Source organism: Methylobacterium sp. J-088, assembly GCF_022829295.1.
Taxonomy (GTDB): Bacteria; Pseudomonadota; Alphaproteobacteria; order Rhizobiales; family Beijerinckiaceae; genus Methylobacterium.
Genome location: NZ_JAKSYH010000089.1, coordinates 1 through 21,928, shown reverse-complemented (window position 1 = coordinate 21,928; position 21,928 = coordinate 1). Strand labels below are relative to the sequence as shown.

Below are 21,928 nucleotides of genomic sequence, written 5' to 3'. Positions count from 1 at the left end.
TTCCACCGTCACGGATATTGATCGCAAAGGAATGGCCGGACCCTTCAGCACCGGGTCATCCGATGATGCGCGCATCAAGAGCCGGTTTCTTCGGCCACCTCAAGGGTGCCGCGGACACAAGGCCCGCGACACCGGCTGGACGCCTCAGGCGGTTGCCTCGGCGTACATCTTCTCGACGTGCTCCCAGTTCACGAGGTTCTCGATGAACGCCTTGAGGTAGTCGGGCCGGCGGTTGCGGTAATCGATGTAGTAGGAGTGCTCCCAAACGTCGACGCCGAGGATCGGCTTCGCACCGTGGACCAGCGGGTTCTCGCCGTTCGGGGTCTTCATGATGGCGAGCTTGCCGTCCTTGACGGCCAGCCACGCCCAGCCCGAGCCGAACTGGCCAATGCCCGCCTGGATGAAGTCCGCCTTGAACTTCTCGGCGCCGCCGAGATCCTCGTCGATCTTCTTGGCGAGCGCACCCGGGATCGCGCCGCCGCCGTTGGGCTTCATCCACTGCCAGAAGTGGATGTGGTTGTAGTGCTGGCCGGCATTGTTGAAGAGCGGCTGATTCGTGTTGTAGGCGGCCTTGACGATCTCCTCGACGCTCTTGCCCTGGAGATCGGTGCCCTCGAGCAGCTTGTTGCCCGTATCGACATAGGCCTTGTGGTGCTTGTCGTGGTGAAACTCGAGGGTTTCCTTCGACATGTACGGCCCGAGCGCATCATACGCGTAGGGCAGTTCCGGCAGGGTAAAGGTCATCGCGTCTGTCTCCGCTTGGCAAAGAACATGGGCAAAGGGCAGCCTCGTCCCGGCGGGGGCTCCCGAGTCGAGAGACCGCTAGGTAAGTCGGGCGCCGCAGGACGGCAACGCCGTTCCGGGCCGGCCACGTGGGAACTTCCGGAAACGGAAGCCGCTAGGCTGCTCGGGCCCCGCCACAGACAACCGGCGGCGTGCGCTATCCCGGGAGATCTCGCCGTCCGGTTTTGCAATATCCCGGCCAGGCCTTACTGTGCGCAACGCCTTTAGGGCCGGCGGGAGCCGGCACGTGCCAGAGAGTCTCATGATCGCTGCGCTGTTCGCGCTCGCCGCCGCCATGATCATCGGGGGCTGCGCCGCCGTGATCCAGGGCTTCCCGTATGTACGGTTGGAGAGCGGACTCGCGATGGTGATCGCGGGCTCGGTGGCGGCCTCATCGGGGGCGGTCCTGCTGGGCCTCGGCGTGCTCGCCGTCAGCTTCCGGCGCGTCGCGCGGGCGATCGAACAGGTTCCGACATCGGGGCCGCGGCAGGTCTCGCCCGAAGCTGCGCTCCTTGCCTCGCCCGGCGCGGCGCCGAACACCGCCGACGAGGGCCGGGCTCGGCTGCCGATTCTGCCCGCGGCCCCAGCCTTCATCGTGCCATCGGTGGTCGAGCCGCCCTTCGATCCCGAGCGCCCTCGGATCGAGCCAAACCTGGATCTCCGGCCGGAGGCGGCTTCACCTGTGCCGGCCGATCTACCGAAACCGGTCCGGTCCGAGCCGACCCTGTACACCCCTGTACCGCCCATCGTCCCGCGGGGGCCGATCCCCCCGTCCCAGCCGGAGACGCCTCGATCCGAGGCGGTGCAGTCCGTGGGGGTGCAGCCGGCAGGCGTGATCGCCCCCGAGGATGATCTGTTCGCCGCGCCCGAGTCCCTCCTTGGACCGGGGGCAGGGCCGCCTGCGCATCTGACCCCCGAGCCCGAGCCGAAGCCCTCGGCCCCGCAGCCCGACACGCGCACCGTGGTCGGGCGCTACGCCTCGGGCGGCAACACCTACGTGATGTTCGAGAACGGCTCGATCGAGGCAGAGACGCCGCAGGGCCGGTTCACCTTCGCGTCCCTCGACGAGCTGAAGGCCTTCGTGGACGGAGGCGGCGAATCCGGCACGCGGGGCGCAGCCTGAGCGCCCGTTTCGGGGGGATCACACCAGCGGGTTGAGGCTGTCGTTGCGCGGCGGGATCGGGGCCCGCATGGTGAGGGCGAAGCCGCCGGGGGCGTAGTCGGTCGTCACCTCGGCCTGGACCTGTGCGATCAGGACCCTCTGGAGCAGCCGCGAGCCGAAACCCTGGCGGCTCGGCGGTGCCACCGGCGGCCCGCCGGTCTCCCGCCACGAGAAGCGCAGGATCCCGGCCGGTCCGCCGGGCTCCAGGGTCCACTCCACCGCGACCCGTCCCGTGCGGTTCGAGAGCGCCCCGTACTTGGCGGCGTTGGTGGTGAGTTCGTGGATCGCCATCCCGATCGGCACCGCGATCTCGGAGGGCAGGTCGATGGCCGGCCCCGACAGGCTGATGCGACCCTCCGCGCCGCCGTCCGCGGTCACCTCCGCGTAGGGCTTCAGCTCGTTGAGCAGGAGGTTCTCCAGCGAGGCCATCTGCCACGTGTCCTCGGTGAGCACCGAGTGCGTGTGGGCCAACGACTTGATGCGCCCGACGAAGGCCTCGTAGAAGCTCTCGATGCTGGACGCCGTCCGCGCCGTGGAACCCACGATCGCCTGGACGGTGGCCAGCGTGTTCTTCACCCGGTGGTGCAGTTCGCGGATCAGCAGGCTCTGGCGTTCCTCGGCGAGGCGCCGGTCGGTCACGTCCGCGACCACGCCGATCAGGCGGCGCGGCAGGCGGCCGGGGGCATCGCGCTCGAACCGGCCGGCCATGTCGATCGTGCGCCAGGCGCCGTCCGATTTGCGCCGGATGCGGCCACCGATCTGCAGGATCCCGTCCTCACGCAGCGCCCGCGAGATCGCCTTGCGCACGGCCGGGCGGTCCTCCGGGTGGAGGATGTCGTTCAGGAACTCGGCCTTGCCGATGGTGCCGTCCTCGGGCGCGTGCCCGAAGATCTCGTACATGTGCTCGTTCTCCCAGATCGCTTGGTCCTCGAGCATGTGCCACTCGAAGATGCCGAGCTTCGCGATCGTGGTCGCGACCCGCAGGCGCTGGTCGCGGGACAGGATCTCGTCCCGGGCCTCGACCCGGGTGGTGATGTCCTGGATGACGCCGACCATGCTGGCGGGCTCGCCGTCGGAGCCAAGCACAGCCTGTCCCCGAACGCGCAGGATCACCGTCCGCCCGGCCACCGTGATGGGCGTGTCGAACTGATAGGGCGAACCGGTCGCGCCCGCCTCGGCGATGAGCGCGCTGAGGCGCGCGAGTTCGGCCTCCGACAGGCTGGTCTTCATGTCCTCCCACGAGACGGAGCGGCCCGGCGGCCGGCCCAGGATCCGTGCCGCGCGCCGAGACAGGGTGAGGAGACCCGTCGCCCGGTCCCAGCGCCATTCGCCGAGACCCGCGGCGGACAGCGCCTCGCTGTTCGCCTCGGAATGGGCGGCCACATCCACGTCGACGGCTTCAACCACGAGGGTGCGGCCGGCCCGGCTTACCCGCACGTCGAGGGGGCTGCCACTCGTCCGTCGCCAGACCTGGAGGCCAGCCTGAAGGCCGATCTGACGGTCTCCTGGGCCTCCGCCAAGCACGTCGGCCACCGCCCGGCCGGGCAGCGTGCCCGGCGCCCATCCGATCAGATCGTGCAGGGTCCGGTTTGCGGCGGCGATCACGCTCTCGTCCGCCGACAGCACGAGGAGGCCGATCGCGGCCTCCTCGAAGCCGGCGCGATATGGGTCGTCCGCCGCCGGGCCCTGGGCCACCCGCTCACTCACTTGGACGAATCCTCGAACCCGCCCCAGCGCGCTCCCGCAGGAGCTGGCCCCTCGCCCGCCACGACCGAATCAGGATGGCGCCCGAGCGTGGCCGTGGCAAGGTGGTCCACTGGAATTGCGGTGCCCCGTTCCCGCGGGCTTAGAGCCTGGGCGGCCGAAGGGGAAGCCGGGCTTGCGTCAGGCCGAAGTTTCGGAGCCGCGCGGCAGGCGGGCGAATTCCAGGTAGGTCGGCCGCCGTCCGGCCGCCAGCGCCTTGGCCTCGTAGCGGGTGCCGGGCCAGCCCGGGAAGGCTCTCGTCCAGTCCGACGCTGCCCGCGCCGTCCAAGTCAGGACCGGGCAGCGCGCGGCCCGCACCAGGGTCCAGCCGGCATAGTCGTCGATGTCGCTGGCGAAGCGGAACAGGCCGCCATCCTTGAGGACCCGGCCGATCTCGGCGAGCGAGGCGTCCGAGACGAAGCGGCGCTTGCGCTGGCGCCGCTTCGGCCACGGATCGGGATAGAGCAGGTAGACCCGGTCCAGGCAGGCATCCGGCAGGCGCGCCAGCAGGGCGGTCACGTCTTCGTCGAGGATGCGGATGTTGCGTACGGACCGCGCCTCGATCGCGGCGAGCAGCTTCACCACGCCGTTGACGAAGGGCTCTGCCCCGATGAAGCCGATCTCGGGCTGGGCCGCGGCCTGCGCGGCGAGGTGCTCTCCGCCGCCGAAGCCGATCTCGAGCCAAACCGCTTCGGGTGGAGCGGGGAAGAGCGTGCGCGGATCGAGGGTCCGATCGTCCGGCGGCAGGCTCACGCGCAGGTTAGGCAGCAGATCGGCGAGTCGCCGCTCCTGCTCGCCTCGCAGACGCTTGCCCTTGCGCCGGCCGAAGAAGGCGCGTTCCGGCTCCTCGGCCGAGGGACCGGGCTGCCGGCTCATCTCAGACATGGCAACGACTTGGTCTCGGCCCGTTCAGCGCAGAGCGAAAGGATTCCAACGGGCGCGAGCCCTTTGGCGGGTCGTCAGGGCTGAGCCCGACAGCAGGGCTCCGCCCTGCACCCGCAAAAGGTCTCGACCTTTTGAAACCAGATTGCGCGAGGCTCAGGCCAGCGCCGACTTCAGCTTGTCGGCGAGGTCGGTCCGCTCCCAGGAGAAGCCGCCATCGGCCTCGGGGGCGCGGCCGAAATGGCCGTAGGCCGCGGTGCGCGCGTAGATCGGCTTGTTGAGGCCGAGCGCCGTGCGGATGCCGCGGGGCGAGAGGTCCAGGGCGTCCATCAGCACGCCCTCGAGCTTGGCCTCGTCCACGTTTCCGGTGCCATGCAGGTCCACATAGATCGAGAGCGGCTTCGACACGCCGATCGCGTAGGCGAGCTGGATCGTCGCGCGGCGGGCGAGCCCGGCGGCCACGACGTTCTTGGCGAGGTAGCGGGCCGCGTAGGCCGCCGAGCGGTCGACCTTGGTCGGATCCTTGCCCGAGAAGGCACCGCCGCCGTGGGGCGCCGCGCCGCCGTAGGTGTCCACGATGATCTTGCGGCCGGTGAGGCCGGCATCGCCGTCCGGGCCGCCGATCACGAACTTGCCGGTCGGGTTGACGTGCCAGGCCGTGCTCTCGTTGACCCAGCCCTCCGGCAGGGCCTTGCGGATGTAGGGCTCGACGATGGCGCGCACATCCGCCGAGTCCAGGGACTCGTCGAGGTGCTGGGTCGAGAGCACGATCTGGGTCACCTCGACCGGGCGGCCGTTCTCGTAGCGGACCGTCACCTGGCTCTTGGCGTCGGGGCCGAGCTTGGCGGCATCGCCCTGCTTGGCCCGGCGGGCGTCGGCGAGGTCCTTGAGGATCCGGTGGGCGTAGAAGATCGGGGCCGGCATCAGCTCGGGCGTCTCGTCGGCGGCGTAGCCGAACATGATGCCCTGGTCGCCCGCACCCTCATCCTTGTTGCCGGCGGCGTCCACACCCTGAGCGATGTCGGCCGACTGGGCGTGCAGGTGGATGGCGACGTCGTTGTTCTTCCAGTGGAAGCCGGCCTGCTCGTAGCCGATATCCTTCACCGCCTCGCGGGTCAGGGCTTCGAGATCCTTGAAGGTGACCGAGTCCGGCCCGCGCACCTCACCGGCGATGACGATGCGGTTGGTGGTGGCCAGCGTCTCAACCCCGAGCCGCGCTTCCGGCATCGCCGTCAGGTAGGCATCGACCACGGTGTCCGAGATCCTGTCGCAGACCTTGTCCGGATGCCCCTCGGAGACGGACTCGCTGGTGAACAGGTAGTTGGAACGCGGCATGGACGGCCTCGCCTGCAGAGCACGCCTGCGCGATCGCGGCGCTTGACCCTAGTTTGGGTCGGGGTTCTCGCACCCGACCCGAGTCCGGTCAAGACGGATTGCCGAACGGATCCGCTATAACGGACGATGTGAGTGGAAAAACGGCCGGTGCTGAATACCGAGTCCATCGTGTCGAAAATCGCAATCGACACGATGCTGTCAGTTATCGCTCGGGCTCAGCTTTTTGCCAAAGCCGATGATGCCTGTCGGAGCACCGTTCTAGTTGCCGAGCTTGCTCTCCAGGGCGCGGATCGCGTCGGCGACGTCGCGGCGGGTCTCCTCGGAGCAATTCTCGATGATGTGGCGACCCACGACCTCGGCCAGCCCCTTCAGCCCGCTGTCGGACAGGGATGCCTGCTCGCGCTCGCCGAATCCGGGGGCGACGAAGTCATCGGTCCGCGGCATGCCCTTGAAGAAATAGTCCATCGGCACACCGGTCATCCGGGAGAAGATGTCGAGATGGACGGCGCTGATCCGGTTCGTGCCCTTCTCGTACTTCTGGAGCTGGGCGGCAGACATACCGAAGCTTTGCGCGACGCGGCGCTGCGTGAGGGATGCCTTCCGCCGCTGCTCAGCGATGCGCTGCCCGACATAGACGTCGCGCTGATCGGTTTTCTGACCCGCCATGAAGAAGCTCGCCCACCCCCTTGCCACGATTCCTGGCGGCAAAGCTTAGCGCGCGCCGGCGATCTTGTCACCGGTGGGCGATCGACAAGGTGAAGGATCCGGCTGTGCGGCACCTTAGGACCGGAAAGGATGGCGTCCCCGGCAGGGCTCGAACCTGCGACCCCAGGTTTCATACCACTTCGGCTTTCGCCGCCGCACCCCGAGGGCTGCGTTCGTGGTCTGGACTATCCCTTCACCTTGGACCGGACTCGCGCCCGGCCTTTAGGTGCCGCCCGTCTAGTCTCTACACCTTCCTGCGAGGCGCGGGTGCGCCGGGCGGGCTTGGCTCGGGATCGGCAGGGTGCCGGGCGGTGAGGCGCCGGCGCCGGAAGCTTTCCCCGACTTTGAGCGGATCCGCCGCGCGGTTTCCCGATGCGACGCCCAATTGAACCTGTCTAGGAAACCTGTGCTCTGTCCAGCTGAGCTACGGAGACAACCGCAGGCTCCATAGCATTTCCCCCGCCGCAGGCCAACTACGCCCGGGTGGACAGGCGCGTTTCACGGCGCATGATGTCCCGGGGTGTCGGATGCGCGGTACGGTGGGCGCGGCGAAGCGGATCGGGGCCGCGCTGCTGGCGGCGTGGGCGACGGTGACCTCCGTGCGGGGCGCACCGCGAGGCGGTGTGGCGGATTGCATGGCGGGACCGGCGCGCGCCGAGGTGTTGGCGGGCGTCGGGCTCCGGGGCGAGATCCGCCTCGCCTCGGGGGGCCGTGCGGTGCTTGACTCGCTGCGCTGGCCGGACGCCCCGGAACCCGCCGCCGCGGCGCGGGGCTGGCTTGAGGCCCGGCGGGTTAGCGGACTCACGGTGATGCCCCGCGGGCAGCCCGATCGCTGGGGCCGGGAGCGGGCCGACATCCAGGTCGCGGAGGGCGACACGGATCTCGCGGGCGGGCTGATCGGCGAAGGTCTCGCCTTTGCCGACGCGAACGAGGCCGATTCGCTGTGCCGCCCGGCCCTGCGTCTGGTCGAGGCCGCTGCGCAGGCCAAACGCCGCGGCCTGTGGCGGGAGCCGCTCCCGGCGGCAACCGACGGCCCGGCGCTCCGCGCGTTCTCCGGGCGCTTCGTCGTGGTGGAGGGCCGGCTGCGCCATGTCGGCGAGCGCGGCGCCCGGACCTATCTCGATTTCGGAGCCCGGGGCGCGGACGCGCTCACGGTGACGGTATCGAAACGCACTTGGCGAATGGTGCGTGCCCGTGGTTTGAGTGCGGCCTCGCTCGAAGGCCGGACCGTGCGGGTGCGCGGCATCCTGGAGATCTGGCGCGGTCCGACCCTGGAGGCCGGGGCCGACGCCATCGAGGTCCTCAGCGAGGCGGACCGGCCCGAGGCCGGCCCGGAGACGGAACGGGGGCTGCGGCGCTGATCGCGATGGGCGGGATCTCGGGGGAATTTCGGGGGGCGGGACGTTTCCCGCGCAAGGCGGCGGCAGCCTGTGCCGCGGCCGTGGCGTCCAGCATCCTGCTGGGTGCCTGCGTGGCCGACCAGACCACGGCGACCATTCAGCCGGCGGTGGTGCGGGTTCCTGTGGAGGCGCCGCGCACGACGGGCCGCGAGCGCGTCGCGGATGCCGACCATCTCAAGCTCGTGGCCTCCTTCGGGGGCGAGGCCCGCGCGCCCAACGTGACGCGGATGCTCACGGAGGTGACCGACCGCCTCGTGAAGGCGAGCGACCGGCCCGACCAGAGCTACGTGGTGACGCTGCTCGATTCGCCGGTGGTCAACGCCTTCGCGCTCCCGAACGGGCGGCTCTATGCCACCCGCGGGCTGGTGGCGCTGGCGAGCGACACCTCGGAGGTCGCGGCCGTGCTGGCGCACGAGATGGCGCACGTGACCCTCAACCACGCCACCGCCCGCAGCGAGCTGGAACTGCGCTCGGCGCTGGTCAGCCGGGTCGTGCGGGACGTGCTGAACGATCCCGATACCGGCGCGCAGCTTCAGAGCCAGTCGCGCTTCGCCCTGGCCCGCTTCTCCCGGGAGCAAGAGCTGGAAGCCGACGCCACCGGCGTGCGCACGCTGGCCAAGGCCGGCTACGATCCGTTCGCGGCCGGCCGCTTCCTCACCGCCCTCAACCGCTCGACGGGGCTGAAGGCGAACAGCGCCACCGAGCCCGACATGCTGGCGACCCATCCGGGCACGGCCGAGCGCATCACCCAGGTCACCCGGGCAGCCCGCCGCATCGGCGCGCCGGGCATCGGCACCGACGACCGGGCCGCCTACCTCGCCGCGGTGGACGGGCTCGCCTACGGCGACAACCCGCGCGACGGGGCCGTGCGGGGGCACCGCTTCATCCATCCGGGGCTGGGCATCGCGTTCGAGGTGCCGGAGGGGTTCGCCCTCGAGAACACCCGCTCGGCGGTCCTCGGCACGACCACGGACGGCAACCGCCGCCTGCTGTTCGACCAGATCGAAGCCAAGGACGGCCAGCCCCTCGACGCCGTGCTGAAGGCGAGCTGGAACGACGCGTTCGATCCGGCGGGCTTCGAGACCCGGGAGGTGGCCGGCCACCCGGCCGCCTTCGCGCTGTCGCGGGGCAAGGAATGGACCTTCCGCCTCGCGGCGATCCGGATCGGCGATTCGACCTACCGGATGATCATGGCTGCCAAGGGCGCGACCGATCCCGACCCGGCCTTCCGCCGCTGGACCGAGACCCTCGGGGCGATTTCCCCCGATGAGGCGGTGCTGCGCCCCCTGCATCTGCAGGTAGTCCAGGCGGCCTCGACCAGCGCCGAGGAACTCGCCCGCCGCATGGCGGTGCCCGATCGGGCGCTCGACCGGTTCCTCGTCCTCAACGGACTGGAACGGGGCGCCGCGCTGGTGCCGGGCCGCAGCTACAAGATCGTGACCGAATAGCCGCCCTGCGCGGTTGCGGCTTGTGCCGCGCGCGGCCCCGGACATTCTTCCGGGATCGTTCAGGGAGAGCGCCGTGATTCGATTCTTCTACAATCTCAGCCCCAACCCCATGAAGGTCGCCCTCTGTCTTGAGGAGATGGGCCTCCCCTACGAGACGGTGCCGGTGGATACCCGCAAGGGCGAGCAGTTCGACCCCGGCTATTCGGCAATCAACCCGAACGGGAAAGTGCCGGCAATCGTCGACGGCGACGTGACGGTGTTCGATTCGAACGCGATCCTGCTCTACCTCGCGGGCAAGACCGGGCTGTTCCTGCCCGAGGGCGAGCCGGCGCGGGGCGAGATGCTGTCCTGGCTGATGTTCGTGGCCACCGGCATCGGGCCGTTCTCGGGTCAGTGCGTGCATTTCCGCCACTTCGCGCGGGATGGCGGCGCCTACGCCACCGAGCGTTACACCTACGAGGCGCGCCGTCACTGGGGCGTCCTCGACCAGCAGTTGAAGGACCGCGCTTACGTGCTGGGCGAGACCTACACGATCGTCGACATGGCGGTGTGGGGCTGGGCCCGTATGGTGCCGTTCGTGCTCGGCGATGAGGCCTTCAAGGACATGCCCAACGTGAAGCGTCTTCTCGACGCGATCAACGCCCGGCCGGCTGCCCAGGCGGCGGAAGCGTTGAAGGGTCGCCACACGTTCAAGGCCGAGATGGATGACGAAGCTCGGGGCTTCATGTTCCGCGCCACCCAGACCGCCGCCTGACGGACGGACGATCCCCGAGCCCGGCCAACCTCCGATTCGGGATCGTCAAAGGGCTTCGCCCAACCCCCCCAAGGTGTTCGGGCCGATTGCAAGGATCGCAATTCGTGACTCTGCGGTATTGAAAGAGAACCGTGATTTGCCCTCCCCCCTTGCGGGGAGGGGTCGGGGGTGGGGGTGGTGCAGGATGGAGCGTTCCGGTGCCTTGTGCACCACCTCCAACGCCTCCCCGCAAGCTTGAGCGATCCCGGGCAAGCCCGGGATCGCCAAGAGAGGAGAGCGCGCTTGCCAGTGTCCCGGTGCTTCCGCAAACACCCTGAAAGGGCTGGGGCTTCGCCCTTTGGCGGGGTGCGCGGGGCAAAGCGCTGAGAGGGGTTCCAGGGCTCCGCCTTGGAACCGCGACATGTCTTGACCTTTCGGATCCATAATTTTCGATGGGCAGCCTTCAAATCCAAAATGTTTTTATGGTCGTTCCGATAAATCATTTAATCGCAATCGGCGACCAGTAGAAAATGTCAGATCGTTGTTTTTCAAAAAACGCAAACTCGTACCTAAGTCGAGATGAAGGATTTCACGGAACTGGGTGCGCAACCCCATTGTCACGGACACGATGCGCCGCTCGCGCTCGTCGCGGAGTCGAGCGGCGGCCCCGCACTCATCGTCGGGCTGCTGCTGTTCCTCGGGCTGGGAGCGGGCGTCTACAGCTACACCGTGCGGAACGCGGCATGAGGGGAGGCGCCTCAGGGCGCGGGGGCGGTCACCGTGAGCATCGGCAGCGTGATGGCGAGTGCGCCGCTTGGCGACCTGTCGGTGCCCAGCGTCAGGCAGGCCGCGAGTCCGAGACACAGGGCGAGACCGAGGAGCGAGGTCTCGAAGCCGCGGTAGAGCCAATCCATGGCGGTCCCCTTGCACGAGGCACCGCCAGAATGCGCCGGTCGGGTTAACGGATCGGTGTGCGGCGTCACCAGCCGGAGGCGACGAGGGCGGCCCCGGCGGCGATCAGAGCGACCCCGGTCCAGGCGGCGAGGCTGAGCGTTTCGCCGAGCAGGCTCGTCCCGAGGATCGCCACAAGCACGACGCTGAGCTTGTCGAGGGGCGCGACCCGGGCGGCATCGCCCAGCGACAGCGCCCGGAAGTAGCACAGCCAGGACGCCCCGGTGGCGAGCCCGGACAGGATCAGGAACACGAGGCTGCGGCCGGAAATCTGCGCCAGCCCGCTCGCCTGCCCGGAGGCGACGACGATCAGGCCGGCGAAGATCAGGATGACCGCCGTGCGCACGAGGGTCGCGACGTCCGACGGGACGCCCGACACGCCGAGCTTGGCGAGGATCGCGGTGAGCGCCGCGAACCCCGCGGCGGCGAGCGCCCAGAAGCGCCAGGATTGCAGCAGGTGGCTCACGGGCTTTCAGAGAGCGCCGCTATGCAGCGTGCCCTTACGCTGAGCCCCGGGTGGCATTCGGCTGATCCTGCATGCGCCCGGAAGAAGGCGGCGCGATTCATTCTGCGCCGCCCTTTCCCGAACAGGTTGAGCGTCATCGGAACCTGATCTCGGATCCCGCACACCTTCCACGAAGCGGCCCTCCGCCCCCGCACCTCACAGCAGCTTGTCGACCGTGATCGGCAGATGACGCACCCGCTTGCCGGTGGCGTGGAACACCGCGTTGGTAATCGCCGCCGCGGTGCCGACGATGCCGATCTCGCCGAGGCCCTTTACGCCCAGCGGATTCGCCTTGTCCTCCTCGTCCACGAAGATCACGTCGATGTCGTAGATGTCGGCGTTTACCGGCACATGGTACTCGCCGAGATTGTGGTTCATGAACCGGCCGACCCGGTGGTCGAGCATCGACTCCTCCTCCAGCGCCGAGCCGATCCCCATCACCACGCCGCCGAGGATCTGGCTGCGCGCCGTCTTCGGGTTCAGGATCTTGCCGGCCGCGATCGCCGAGACGATGCGTGTGACCCGAACCTGCCCCAGTTCCTCGTCGACCTTCACCTCGGCGAAGATCGCCGAATGAGTGTAGGCCTCGTAGGCCTGATTGAAGTCCTTGTCCGGGCCGGCTTCCTCGACCGCCTCGACCTTGTCGACGCCTGCCGCCTGCAGCACCTCCACCAGGGCAACGCTGCGGCCCGGATCGCCGGCGACCGCAATGCGGCCGTCCGCGAACACCGCCCGATCGAAATCGACATTGGCGAGCGGCGAGTGTTCCATCGCGCGGGCGAGCTTGAACACCTGTTCGCCGACGGTGCGGCAGGCCTTCATCACGGCGGTGCCCGAGGAAGCCGCCGTCCATGAGCCGCCCGCGACCGGAGCCTCGGGCAGGCGGGTGTCGCCGAGCTTGGTGGTGACCGACTCCATCGGCAGGCCGAGCGTGTCGGCGGCGATCTGGGTCAGGATCGTGTAGGTGCCGGTGCCGATGTCGCCGGTGGAATTGCCGACCGTCAGGCGGCCGTCCGGCGTCAGGGTCGCGATGGCGCTCGACTGCATCATCATCGATTCCCAGATGCCGGTGGCTACGCCCCAGCCGACCAGCTCCCGTCCCTCGCGAGTGGCGCGCGGCTCGGGCTTACGCTTCGCCCAGCCGAAGCGTTCGGCGCCGAGCGCGAAGCAGCGGCGCAGCTCCTTCGAGCCGAACGGCTTGCCTTCGGCGGTGGCGTCGGATTCGGCGTAGTTCTTCAGCCGCAGCGCGATCGGGTCCATCCCGATCGCGTAGGCGAGTTCGTCCATGGCGGTTTCGATGGCGAACACGCCGGTGACCGCGCCGGGGGCGCGCATGTCGCCCGGCGTCGGCGTGTCGAGCTTCACCAGCCGGTAGCCGAGGGCGACGTTGTCGCATTTGTACAGGACGCCCGACCAGTTGACGACGACCTCCTGGTAATCCTCGTACTGCGAGGTGCCCTGGACGGCGTCGTGCCGCAGAGCCGTCAGCGTTCCGTCCGGCTCGGCGCCGAGCGCGATCGTCTGCAGCGCCTCGGACCGGTAGGTGAAGCTCCACATCTGATCGCGGGTCAGGGTCACGCGGACGGAGCGCTTCAGCTCCTGCGCGGCCAGCATCGCCAGGAACAGCTGGTACTGCGGGCGCAGGCCCGAGCCGAAGCCGCCGCCGAGATAGGGGTTGAGCACCCGCACCTGATCGGGCTTCAAGCCGAAGACGTTGGTGAGATACTGGTGGCTGTTCGAGACGCCCTGGATCTTGTCGTAGACCGTGTAGGTCCCGTCCTGCTCCACAACGACGGTGGAGGCATGCGGCTCCATCGGGTTGTGGTGCTCGTCGGCGAGGCTGTAGGCGCCCTGCACGCGGACCGGTGCGCTGTCGAAAGCCGCGTCGGCGTCGCCCCAGGGCTTCGGCGGCGGCTTGATGCCCTGGCGCTTGCCCGGCGGGTCGTAGGCGGTGCCGCGCAGAGCCCCCAGGTCGGTCCGCGGCTCCTGCGCCGCGTAGGTCACGTGGACCAGTGATGCGGCGTAGCGCGCCGTTTCGAAATCCTCGGCCACCACCAGGGCGACCGGCTGGCCGCTGAAAGCGATCAGGTCGTCGTAGAGGGCGCGGAACGGCGAGCCGGGGGGCGCCACCTGATCCTGGAAGTTCTTGTCCCGCCACGCGGTGCGCGGCCGATTTTCGTGGGTGAGCACCTTGAGGACGCCCGGCACCGCCTCGGCCTTGGTCGCGTCGATCGCCGCGATCCGGCCCTTGGCGATGGCGCTCGACACCACGTACCCATAGGCGAGGTTGGGGGCGGCGAACTCGCCCGCGTATTTGGCGAGGCCGGTAACCTTGGCGGGGCCGTCGATGCGGCTGCGCGGGGTGCCCACGAAGGTGTCGCGGCCGGTGGAGCTGAAGGTCTGGGTCATGGCGGGCCTACTGGATGCGCTTGTCGCTGAGCGACTGGGGCGTGCCGGCAGCGGCCTGTTCGAGGCCGCGCACAATGGCTCGCCGGGCGAGATCGATCTTGAAGCCGTTCTCCGATTGCGGCTTCGCCTCGGACACGATCAGGTCGGCCGCCGCCTGGAAGCTCTCGCGCGTGGCGGACTTGCCTTCGAGCAGGGCCTCGGCCTCGCGGTTGCGCCAGGGCTTGTGGGCGACGCCGCCGAGCGCGAGGCGCGCGGTCTTCACCCGGTCGCCGTCGAACTCCAGGGCCGCCGCCACCGAGACCAGCGCGAAGGCGTAGGACAGGCGATCGCGCAGCTTCAGGTAGGTGTAGTGCTGCGGAAAGCGGCTCTCCGGCAGGTCGACCGCGACGATGATCTCGCCGGGGGCGAGATTGGTGTCGGTCTCGGGCGCGTCGCCCGGCAGGCGGTGGAACTCCGAGAACGGGATCGAGCGGTCGCCCTGCGGCCCGCTCACCTGCACGGTGGCCTCCAGGGCGGCCAGCGCGATGCACATGTCGGAGGGATGGGTGGCGATGCAGTTCTCGCTCGTCCCGAAGATCGCGTGGATGCGGTTCATCCCGCCGATCGCCGGGCAGCCGGAGCCGGGCTCGCGCTTGTTGCAGGCGGTGGCCGTGTCGTAAAAGTAGTAGCAGCGGGTCCGCTGGAGCAGGTTGCCGCCGGTCGAGGCCGCGTTACGCAGCTGCGCCGAAGCGCCGGCCAGGATGGCGTTGCGCAGCAACGGATAGCGCTCAGCGACGCGGTCGTCGTAGGCCACCTTCGCGTTGGTGGCGAGCGCTCCGATCCGCAGGCCGTTCCCGTGAGCCTCGATCCTGTCGAGGGGCAGGCGGGTGATGTCGATCAGCCGGCCCGGCTTCTCGACGTCGTACTTCATCAAGTCGATCAGGTTGGTGCCGCCCGCGATGAAGCGGGCACCCGCCCCAAAAGCCTGCACCGCCTCCGCCACTGTGCCGGCGCGGACGTAATCGAAGCGGTTCATCGGGCGCCTCCCTGCATGACGTCCTCGATGGCGTCGACGATGTTGGTGTAGGCGCCGCAGCGGCAGATGTTGCCGCTCATCGCCTCGCGGATCTCATCGCGGGTGTGGGCGTGGCCCTCGTTCATCAGGCCCACCGACGAGCAGAGCTGGCCCGGCGTGCAGTAGCCGCACTGGAAGGCGTCGTGCTCGATGAACGCCTCCTGGATCGGGTGGAGGGCGTTGCTGCCCGCCCGGTCGCCGAGGCCGGCGAGGCCTTCCACCGTGGTGATCTCGGCGCCGTCCTTCATCACGGCGAGGGTCAGGCAAGAATTGACCCGGGTGCCATTCACCAGGACCGTGCAGGCGCCGCACTGTCCGTGGTCGCAGCCCTTCTTGGTGCCGGTGAGATCGAGCCGTTCGCGCAGCAGATCGAGCAGCGTGGTCCACGGGGCGACCTGCAATTCGCGCCGTTGCCCGTTGATCGTGAGCATGATGCCAATGGGCGTATCCGCCGACACGGGCGGCTGGTTCTTAAGGCGCATGGCGTGTCCATGGTGCGGGGCGGCGGGTTCTGTCGATAACCGTTCCAATCTGCGCCCGTTCCGGGGCAGCGATTCTCGGTCTCGGATCGGACGCCTGTGGCTGCGGATTCGTGGGGACGCGGTGTCGCTCTGCGACGTCTTCGTGTGCTGGATCCCGGATGAGGTTCCGTTTCACTCCACCTGTCCGGGCAAGGCGACAGTGCAACATGAAGCGCGACGCCCCCTCCCGGGCGCATGCCGCGCCAGCGGAATGCGACCCGGGATCCAGCACAAGACGCGCCGCGCAGCGGCTCCAGATCCAATCCATCGGCCGCCCGACATTGCCGCCCGCACCCCGCCTCGGCTAACCCTCGTCCCGCGAGAAAACCCCGGAGCCCCCGATGGCCGCGCTCGACGCGATCCTCAACGACATCGACGCCGATCTGGAGAACGCCCTGGAGCGGCTGTTCGCCTTCCTGCGGATCCCGTCGATCTCCACCGATCCGGCCTTCGCCGGCCCGTGCCGGGAGGCCGCCGCCTGGCTGGCCCAGGATCTCACGGCGCTGGGCTTCGAGACCTCCGTGGAGGAGACGTCGCTCCACCCGGTGGTGTTGGCCCACAAGCCGAAGCCCGGGGCGCCGCACGTCCTGTTCTACGGCCATTACGACGTGCAGCCGGTCGATCCCCTCGACCTCTGGACGACGCCACCCTTCGAGCCGCACATCGCCGACGACGGACAGGGCGGAAAAAAGATCGTCGGGCGTGGCGCCTCCGACGACAAGGGTCAGGTGATGACCTTCGTGGAGGCCTGCCGGGCCCATATTGCCATGAGCGGTGAGCTGCCCTGCGGCGTGACGATCCTGATCGAGGGCGCGGAGGAGAGCGGATCGCAGGGCCTGCCCGAATGGGTCGCGGCCAATCGCGAGAAACTCGGCTGCGACGTGGTGCTGGTCTGCGACACCACCATGTGGAACCGCACCACCCCGGCCATCACCTCGTCGCTGCGCGGCCTCGCGTATTTCGAGGTGACGGTCACCTGCGCCGACCGCGACCTGCATTCGGGCTTCTTCGGCGGCGCGGCGCGCAACCCGATCCACGTGCTGTCCAAGATCATCGCCGACCTGCACGATGACGACGGGCGGGTCACGATCCCGGGCTTCTACGAGGGCGTACACGAGCGCCCGCCGGAGGTTCTGGAGCAGTGGCGCGGCCTCGGCCTCACGCCCGAGACGCTGCTCGGTCCGATCGGCCTGAAGGAGCCCGCGGGCGAGCGCGGCCGGCTGCCGATCGAGCTGGTGCAGTCGCGCCCCTCCTGCGACGCCAACGGCATCATCGGCGGCTACACGGGCGAGGGCACCAAGACCGTGATCGCCTCCACGGCCTCGGCCAAGGTCTCGTTCCGCCTCGTGGACGATCAGGACCCGAAGCGGCTGGCCGAGACGTTCGAGGCCTTCGTGCGGGCACGGATCCCTGCCGATTGCAGGGTCGAGGTCATCACCTACAAGGGTTCGCGGGCGATCACCCTGCCGTTCGACATGCCGCAGCTCGGCGCCGCCAAGGCCGCGCTCGCCGAGGAATGGGGCGTGCCGGCCGTGACCGTGGGGGCCGGCGGCTCGATCCCGATCGTGGGCGATTTCAAGCGGATCCTCGGGCGCGACACCCTGCTGATCGGCTTCGGCCTCGACGACGACCGGATCCACTCGCCCAACGAGAAGTACGATCTGACGAGCTTCCACAAGGGCACGCGCTCCTGGGCGCGGATCCTCACGGCCCTCGGCCAGGGCTAAGGCCTCAGCGCGCCGTCGCCCGCATCTTCGCGTCGATCCAGGCCCAGAGGGCCCGGATCTCCTCGGCGGCCGGGCCGCCGGGCGCGTATTCCGTCACACCGAGGCCTGTCGCCAGGGCGTCCTGGTGGTCGACCCGGTGGATGATGCTCGGCTCCGCCAGCACGCCCAGCCCGTGCAACTGCTCGGCATAGGCGCTGGTGCGTGGCGAAGGCAGCGGCGGACACTGGTTCAGCACCAGGGCCAGCCGCCCGCGCAGGCCGAGGCCGACCAGCGCCTTGAGCGTCGGGCGCGCCGCCACGATGTCGAGCCGCGAGGGCCGCACCGGCAGCAGCGCGAAATCGGCCGCCTTCAGGGCCGGCGCCAGCCCCGCGGAGCTACCGGCGGTGTCGAGGACGGCGAGCGTCGTGCCCTGCTCGGCCAGTTGGTCCAGGATCGCCGGGAGCTGCCCGATCTCCCAGGGCTGGACCCGATCGACCGCGACGGATCGCTCCGTCCGGAGGGCGCCCCAGCCCGCCAGTGAGTTCTGCGGGTCGAGATCGAGCGCGGCCACGCGCTCGCCCGCCTCCGCGGCGGCGACCGCCAGGGAAGCGGCCAGCGTCGTCTTGCCGGTGCCACCCTTCTGGACGGCGATCGCGAGGATCCGCAGCGGCCGAACGGCTGGCTGGGCCGAGGTCTCGGGCTCGATCCCGGATCCTTCAGGATCCATGCATCCCACCTGTCGATCGCCTGTGTTTCGGACGTGCCATCGCGGAACCGCCGCCTCCATCCACCGGATTTTGGCAGCCGTGTCCCGGAGCCCGAACTGCGGCCCCGGCTCGGCGACTCGCGCACGCGCGATCCCGCTTCGATGATGGTATTCCGGACTTCATGACGACGAGACTGTGAACACCCTGAGGCCGGCGGCCGGCCCTCGGATCGAATCAAGAGCGTGGAAAGAGAAGCGCCCGGGTCGAGACCGGCAGAACATCAATCCCAGCCCGACCGTGATCTTTTTGAAGACCGTGACCCGCGCTCACGGAACCTCGGTGACCTGACCATCGCAGCACCGATACTGATTGGTCTATAACGTCACCGATGCAAGTTCGTCAACCCGCTCAACCAATACGCGATACATTCTAAATCAAATTCCAAGTCAATTATTGAGCCAAGCATCTTACTTATCCAAAAGATTTATATTATCCAAAGATCGTGAAAACGAGTACGGCCACAAAATCTAGGGGATGCATCTGATGTGTTGACGAGAACGTATGTGTCAGCAGCCGCGGTTGCGGATCACCGCTGCACGCTGCGATCGAACCGGGTCCGACTGCATCCGGATGATCTACGGCCGCTTGGGCCGCCCCCTTTCCGGCACGCCATGACCGACCTCTCGCACGACCCGGACTTCTTCGCCGTGCTCACCGGCAGCTATGCGCGGCGTCTGGGCACGCCGCTGGTGCACGAAGGGGCGGCCGCGGCGTGGCTCTACGGGCAGGCGCCGTTCGCGGTCCTGGCCCATGACGGAGGCGCGGATCCGCGCTTCGTCTACGCCAACCAGGCCGCACAGGTCTGTTTCGGATACAGCCGCGAGGAACTCGTCGGCCTGCCCTCGCGGCTCTCGGCGGAAGCGCCCGAGCGCGCCGAGCGCCAGCGGCTGCTCGATGCCGTAACCCGGGACGGATTCACCCGCGGCTATCGCGGCCTGCGCATCGCCAAGGACGGACGGCGCTTCTGGATCGAGCGAGCGGTGGTCTGGCAGCTCGATCGCAACGGCGTGACGGTTGGGCAGGCGGCGACGTTTTCCGAGTGGCGCGACGCGTAACGGGATCGCCCCTCGGAACCCGCCCGGCGCGCTACCGCAAGGATATCGCGGCGCTCTGCGCGGTCGTGATTAACTTGCCCTGCTCCCTCTTGTCGGCCCGGCAATCCTGCCGCTCGCAATAGCCGTCCGCCTCGGTCACGATCGGGGCGGACGCCTGATAGGCGGCGATGTAGCGCTTGATGGCGCCATCGGGCTCCGGCATCGCGGGTGGCTGCGCCGTCGCGGCTTCCGCCTTCGCAATCTCGACGCGCCTATCGTAGAGCCCGTAGAGGCCATGGATGACGCGCTCACGGCCCGTCGGGCCTGTCTTCATGTTGACCCAGCTTCGATAGCGGCTGAGCTATTCCTGTGCCCGCAGGGTGCGGTTGAGGAGTACGACATAGGCGTTGAGCTTGCGGATCGTAGCCTGTTCGAGGCTCACGCCGGGCTTGTCCGTCTGCTGGGCCGGTACCGGCGTCTGCGCGAGAACCGGCGAGCCGGCGAGTAGCGCGGTCAGGATCACCCAGGTCGTCGCTTTCATGGGCCGGTTGCGTCCCCCCGATTCGTGCGACCGGTTTAGCCGGCCAGCGACTTAGGGACCACGATTCGACGCCGGAACGTGGATTCCGACCCTGCGTTTATGGAAGGCCGTCAGGCCCGCCCCTCGTGCACGGCGTGGCAGGCGACGCCGTCGAGCAGGGGCGGCACCTCGGTGCGGCAGCGGTCGTTCGCCAGCGGGCAGCGCGGGTTGAAGGTGCAGCCGGGGGGCGGATCGATCGGGTTCGGGATCTCACCGGAGACCGGCACCCGGGCGCGGCCGACATGGGCGAGGTCGGGCACCGCGTCGAGGAGCATCCGCGTGTAGGGATGGCGGGGCGCCGCGAACAGGTCCTGGGCGGTGGCGACCTCCACGAGGCGGCCGAGATACATCACCCCCACCCGGGTCGCCATGTGGCGGACCACGGCGAGGTTGTGGGAGATGAACAGGTAGGTCAGCCCCAGCCGGTCCTGCAGGTCGCGCATCAGGTTCAGGATCTGCGCCTGCACCGAGACGTCGAGCGTCGAGGTCGGCTCGTCGCCGACCAGAAACTCGGCCTGGCTGGCCAGCGCCCGGGCGATGGCGACCCGCTGCCGCTGGCCGCCTGAGAATTCGTGCGGGTACTTTTTTGAGTCATCCGCGTGAAGCCCGACGAGGCCGAGCAGCTCGCTGACCCGGGCGCGGATCGCCCCCTCGCCGTGGATCAGGTTGAAGGCCCGGATCGGCTCGGCGATGATCTTTCCGACCCGCCAGCGCGGGTTCATGGACGCGTAGGGATCCTGAAAGATCATCTGGATGCGCGCGCGCAGGCGTCGTCGGGCGGCGGCCTGGCGCGGGTCGGTCATCGACACGCCGGTGATCGTCACCTCGCCGGCCGAGGGCGGCAGCAGGCCGACCACCATCCGGGCCACGGTCGACTTGCCGGAGCCGGATTCGCCCACGATCGCGAAGGTCTCGCCCTTCTCGATCGCGAAGCCGACCCGGTCCACCGCGGTGAGGAATTTGCGCGGCTCGCGCTCGATCACCCGGTTGAGCCAGGGTTTCGAGACATCGAACAGCCGGCGCAGGTCGGTGACTTCGACGTAGGCGCTCACGCCGCTTGCTCCGCTGCATCGTAGAGGTGACAGGCGACCCGGCTCGCATCGACCGGGATCGGCTCCGGCCGCTCGACGCGGCACCGCGCAAACACCTTCGGGCAGCGCGGGTTGAAGGCGCAGCCCTGCGGGATGGCGGTGAGCCGCGGCATCGAGCCGGGGATCTGGCTGAGCCGGTCCGCCTCCTGCGACAGGGTCGGGATCGCCCCCATCAGGCCGACCGCATAAGGATGGTGGGGCTTCGCGATCACCGAGGCGACCGGGCCGATCTCGGCCACCCGCCCGGCATACATCACCGCAACCCGGTCGGCCGCCTCGGCAATGACGCCCATGTCGTGGGTCACCAGCATCACCGCGGTGCCGTGCTCGCGACAGAGGCGCTTGAGCAGGGTGATGATCTGGGCCTGGACCGAGACGTCCAAAGCCGTGGTCGGCTCGTCGGCGATGATCAGCTCCGGTTCGGCGGCGAGCGCGAGCGCGATCACCACCCGCTGGCGCATGCCGCCGGAGAATTCGTGCGGGTAGCCGTCGATCCGCCGCTCGGGCGCCGGGATGCCAACCTCGGCGAGCAGATCGATGGCGCGGGTGCGGGCGGCCCGGCCCGACAGGTCGGTGTGGGTGCGCAGGGTCTCGACGATCTGGTCGCCGACCCGGAACAGCGGATCGAGCGAGGTCAGCGGATCCTGGAAGATCATGCCGATGCGCCGGCCCCGCACCCGCCGCATCGCTTCGGATGAAAGGTTGTCGATGCGCGCGCCGCGCAAGTGGATCTCGCCGCCGGCGATCCGGCCCGGCCGGTCGATCAGCCCGATCACCGCCGAACCGGTCACCGACTTGCCCGCGCCGGACTCGCCGACGACGCCCAGGATCTCGCCGCGGCCGATGTCGAACGACACTCGGTCGATGGCGGTGAGCGGCCCGCGGCGGGTGTCGAACGCGACCGTAAGGTCGCGCACGGAAAGGATGGTTTCGGTCATGATGTCTGGACCTGCCACGCGCCCTCCCTCCCCCCTCTGCGGGGGAGGGAGACGCGGCGGTGGCCGGCTCGCACTTGATCACATCCACCATCATTGCAGCTTCGGATTGAGCGCGTCGCGCAGCCAATCCCCCAGAAGGTTGATGGCGATGACCAGCCCGGCGAGCGCCACGCCCGGGAAG

Annotated in this window: 21 protein-coding genes and 1 pseudogene; 7 read left to right on the top strand and 15 right to left on the bottom strand. The window is 69.1% G+C overall.

All coding sequences use genetic code 11. The features are described 5' to 3' along the window. Positions 1–144: 144 nt before the first annotated feature. A complete protein-coding gene (locus tag MKK63_RS10220; protein ID WP_244001266.1) occupies positions 145–744 on the bottom strand; it encodes a superoxide dismutase in 600 nt (199 codons plus the stop codon). A 301-nt stretch (positions 745–1,045) separates the two neighbouring features. Between MKK63_RS10220 and MKK63_RS10215 the strand changes: the two genes are divergently transcribed. After that, a complete protein-coding gene (locus MKK63_RS10215; protein WP_276081798.1) occupies positions 1,046–1,906 on the top strand; it encodes a hypothetical protein in 861 nt (286 codons plus the stop codon). A gap of 18 nt (positions 1,907–1,924) precedes the next feature. Here MKK63_RS10215 and MKK63_RS10210 read toward each other — a convergent pair whose 3' ends face one another. The 4 genes from MKK63_RS10210 to MKK63_RS10195 form a co-directional block, all read right to left on the bottom strand. Continuing rightward, positions 1,925–3,652 carry a sensor histidine kinase gene (locus MKK63_RS10210; RefSeq protein WP_244001262.1) on the bottom strand — a complete coding sequence of 576 codons (1,728 nt, stop codon included), beginning with the start codon at positions 3,650–3,652 and terminating at the stop codon, positions 1,925–1,927. 177 nt (positions 3,653–3,829) lie between these two features. Beyond that, positions 3,830–4,573 (bottom strand): tRNA (guanine(46)-N(7))-methyltransferase TrmB, encoded by a 744-nt coding sequence (locus tag MKK63_RS10205; RefSeq protein ID WP_244001260.1) that lies wholly within the window; start codon positions 4,571–4,573, stop codon positions 3,830–3,832. Between the two features lie 153 nt (positions 4,574–4,726). Then, on the bottom strand, positions 4,727–5,905 hold the full coding sequence (gene metK, locus MKK63_RS10200; RefSeq protein ID WP_243921977.1) for a methionine adenosyltransferase: 1,179 nt from the start codon (positions 5,903–5,905) through the stop codon (positions 4,727–4,729). A gap of 258 nt (positions 5,906–6,163) precedes the next feature. Continuing rightward, a complete protein-coding gene (locus MKK63_RS10195; protein WP_244001257.1) occupies positions 6,164–6,571 on the bottom strand; it encodes a helix-turn-helix domain-containing protein in 408 nt (135 codons plus the stop codon). Between the two features lie 566 nt (positions 6,572–7,137). On the opposite strand from MKK63_RS10195, the gene MKK63_RS10190 reads away from it, so the two are divergent. From MKK63_RS10190 to MKK63_RS10175, 4 genes are all read left to right on the top strand, one after another. Further along, entirely contained in the window at positions 7,138–7,971 is an 834-nt protein-coding gene (locus MKK63_RS10190; protein WP_244001255.1) for a thermonuclease family protein, read from the top strand. Positions 7,972–7,976: 5 nt separating this feature from the next. Then, positions 7,977–9,458, top strand: a complete 1,482-nt coding sequence (locus tag MKK63_RS10185; RefSeq protein WP_244001253.1) for a M48 family metalloprotease — start codon at positions 7,977–7,979, stop codon at positions 9,456–9,458. Positions 9,459–9,531: 73 nt separating this feature from the next. Continuing rightward, the gene (locus MKK63_RS10180) at positions 9,532–10,212 is read left to right on the top strand and encodes a glutathione S-transferase family protein (RefSeq protein WP_244001251.1); all 681 of its coding nucleotides are present in this window, start codon (positions 9,532–9,534) and stop codon (positions 10,210–10,212) included. Between the two features lie 558 nt (positions 10,213–10,770). Beyond that, entirely contained in the window at positions 10,771–10,938 is a 168-nt protein-coding gene (locus MKK63_RS10175) for a hypothetical protein (protein WP_244001249.1), read from the top strand. Between the two features lie 11 nt (positions 10,939–10,949). Here MKK63_RS10175 and MKK63_RS10170 read toward each other — a convergent pair whose 3' ends face one another. The 5 genes from MKK63_RS10170 to MKK63_RS10150 all read right to left on the bottom strand — a co-directional run bounded on the left by MKK63_RS10170 (position 10,950) and on the right by MKK63_RS10150 (position 15,592). After that, positions 10,950–11,105, bottom strand: coding sequence for a hypothetical protein (locus MKK63_RS10170; protein WP_244001247.1), 156 nt, complete (start codon positions 11,103–11,105; stop codon positions 10,950–10,952). Positions 11,106–11,170: 65 nt separating this feature from the next. Then, on the bottom strand, positions 11,171–11,608 hold the full coding sequence (locus MKK63_RS10165) for an EamA family transporter (RefSeq protein ID WP_244001245.1): 438 nt from the start codon (positions 11,606–11,608) through the stop codon (positions 11,171–11,173). Positions 11,609–11,803: 195 nt separating this feature from the next. Next, complete coding sequence (locus tag MKK63_RS10160) at positions 11,804–14,056, bottom strand: xanthine dehydrogenase family protein molybdopterin-binding subunit (RefSeq protein ID WP_244001243.1); 2,253 nt, start codon at positions 14,054–14,056, stop codon at positions 11,804–11,806. Positions 14,057–14,063: 7 nt separating this feature from the next. After that, positions 14,064–15,071 carry an FAD binding domain-containing protein gene (locus tag MKK63_RS10155; RefSeq protein ID WP_244001241.1) on the bottom strand — a complete coding sequence of 336 codons (1,008 nt, stop codon included), beginning with the start codon at positions 15,069–15,071 and terminating at the stop codon, positions 14,064–14,066. Continuing rightward, on the bottom strand, positions 15,068–15,592 hold the full coding sequence (locus tag MKK63_RS10150) for a (2Fe-2S)-binding protein (RefSeq protein ID WP_244001239.1): 525 nt from the start codon (positions 15,590–15,592) through the stop codon (positions 15,068–15,070). The genes MKK63_RS10155 and MKK63_RS10150 overlap by 4 nt, the downstream gene beginning before the upstream one ends. Before the next feature lie 380 nt (positions 15,593–15,972). Here MKK63_RS10150 and MKK63_RS10145 point away from each other — a divergent pair, with 380 nt between their 5' ends. Further along, complete coding sequence (locus MKK63_RS10145) at positions 15,973–17,358, top strand: M20/M25/M40 family metallo-hydrolase (RefSeq protein WP_244001237.1); 1,386 nt, start codon at positions 15,973–15,975, stop codon at positions 17,356–17,358. A gap of 4 nt (positions 17,359–17,362) precedes the next feature. Here the strand turns inward: MKK63_RS10145 and MKK63_RS10140 are convergent, their stop codons facing one another. Continuing rightward, positions 17,363–18,064 (bottom strand): ParA family protein, encoded by a 702-nt coding sequence (locus tag MKK63_RS10140; RefSeq protein WP_244001235.1) that lies wholly within the window; start codon positions 18,062–18,064, stop codon positions 17,363–17,365. A 651-nt stretch (positions 18,065–18,715) separates the two neighbouring features. Between MKK63_RS10140 and MKK63_RS10135 the strand changes: the two genes are divergently transcribed. Further along, complete coding sequence (locus MKK63_RS10135; protein WP_244001233.1) at positions 18,716–19,159, top strand: MEKHLA domain-containing protein; 444 nt, start codon at positions 18,716–18,718, stop codon at positions 19,157–19,159. Positions 19,160–19,190: 31 nt separating this feature from the next. Here the strand turns inward: MKK63_RS10135 and MKK63_RS10130 are convergent. From MKK63_RS10130 to MKK63_RS10115, 4 genes and pseudogenes are all read right to left on the bottom strand, one after another. Beyond that, positions 19,191–19,487 (bottom strand): annotated as a pseudogene (locus MKK63_RS10130) (DUF3829 domain-containing protein); the annotation flags it as partial. Positions 19,488–19,499: 12 nt separating this feature from the next. Next, positions 19,500–19,679: a hypothetical protein gene (locus MKK63_RS10125; RefSeq protein ID WP_244001229.1), complete on the bottom strand. Its 180-nt coding sequence runs from the start codon at positions 19,677–19,679 to the stop codon at positions 19,500–19,502. A gap of 110 nt (positions 19,680–19,789) precedes the next feature. Then, a complete protein-coding gene (locus MKK63_RS10120) occupies positions 19,790–20,770 on the bottom strand; it encodes an ABC transporter ATP-binding protein (protein WP_244001227.1) in 981 nt (326 codons plus the stop codon). Next, positions 20,767–21,747 carry an ABC transporter ATP-binding protein gene (locus MKK63_RS10115; RefSeq protein WP_244001225.1) on the bottom strand — a complete coding sequence of 327 codons (981 nt, stop codon included), beginning with the start codon at positions 21,745–21,747 and terminating at the stop codon, positions 20,767–20,769. The genes MKK63_RS10120 and MKK63_RS10115 overlap by 4 nt, the downstream gene beginning before the upstream one ends. Between the last annotated feature and the right edge of the window lie 181 nt (positions 21,748–21,928).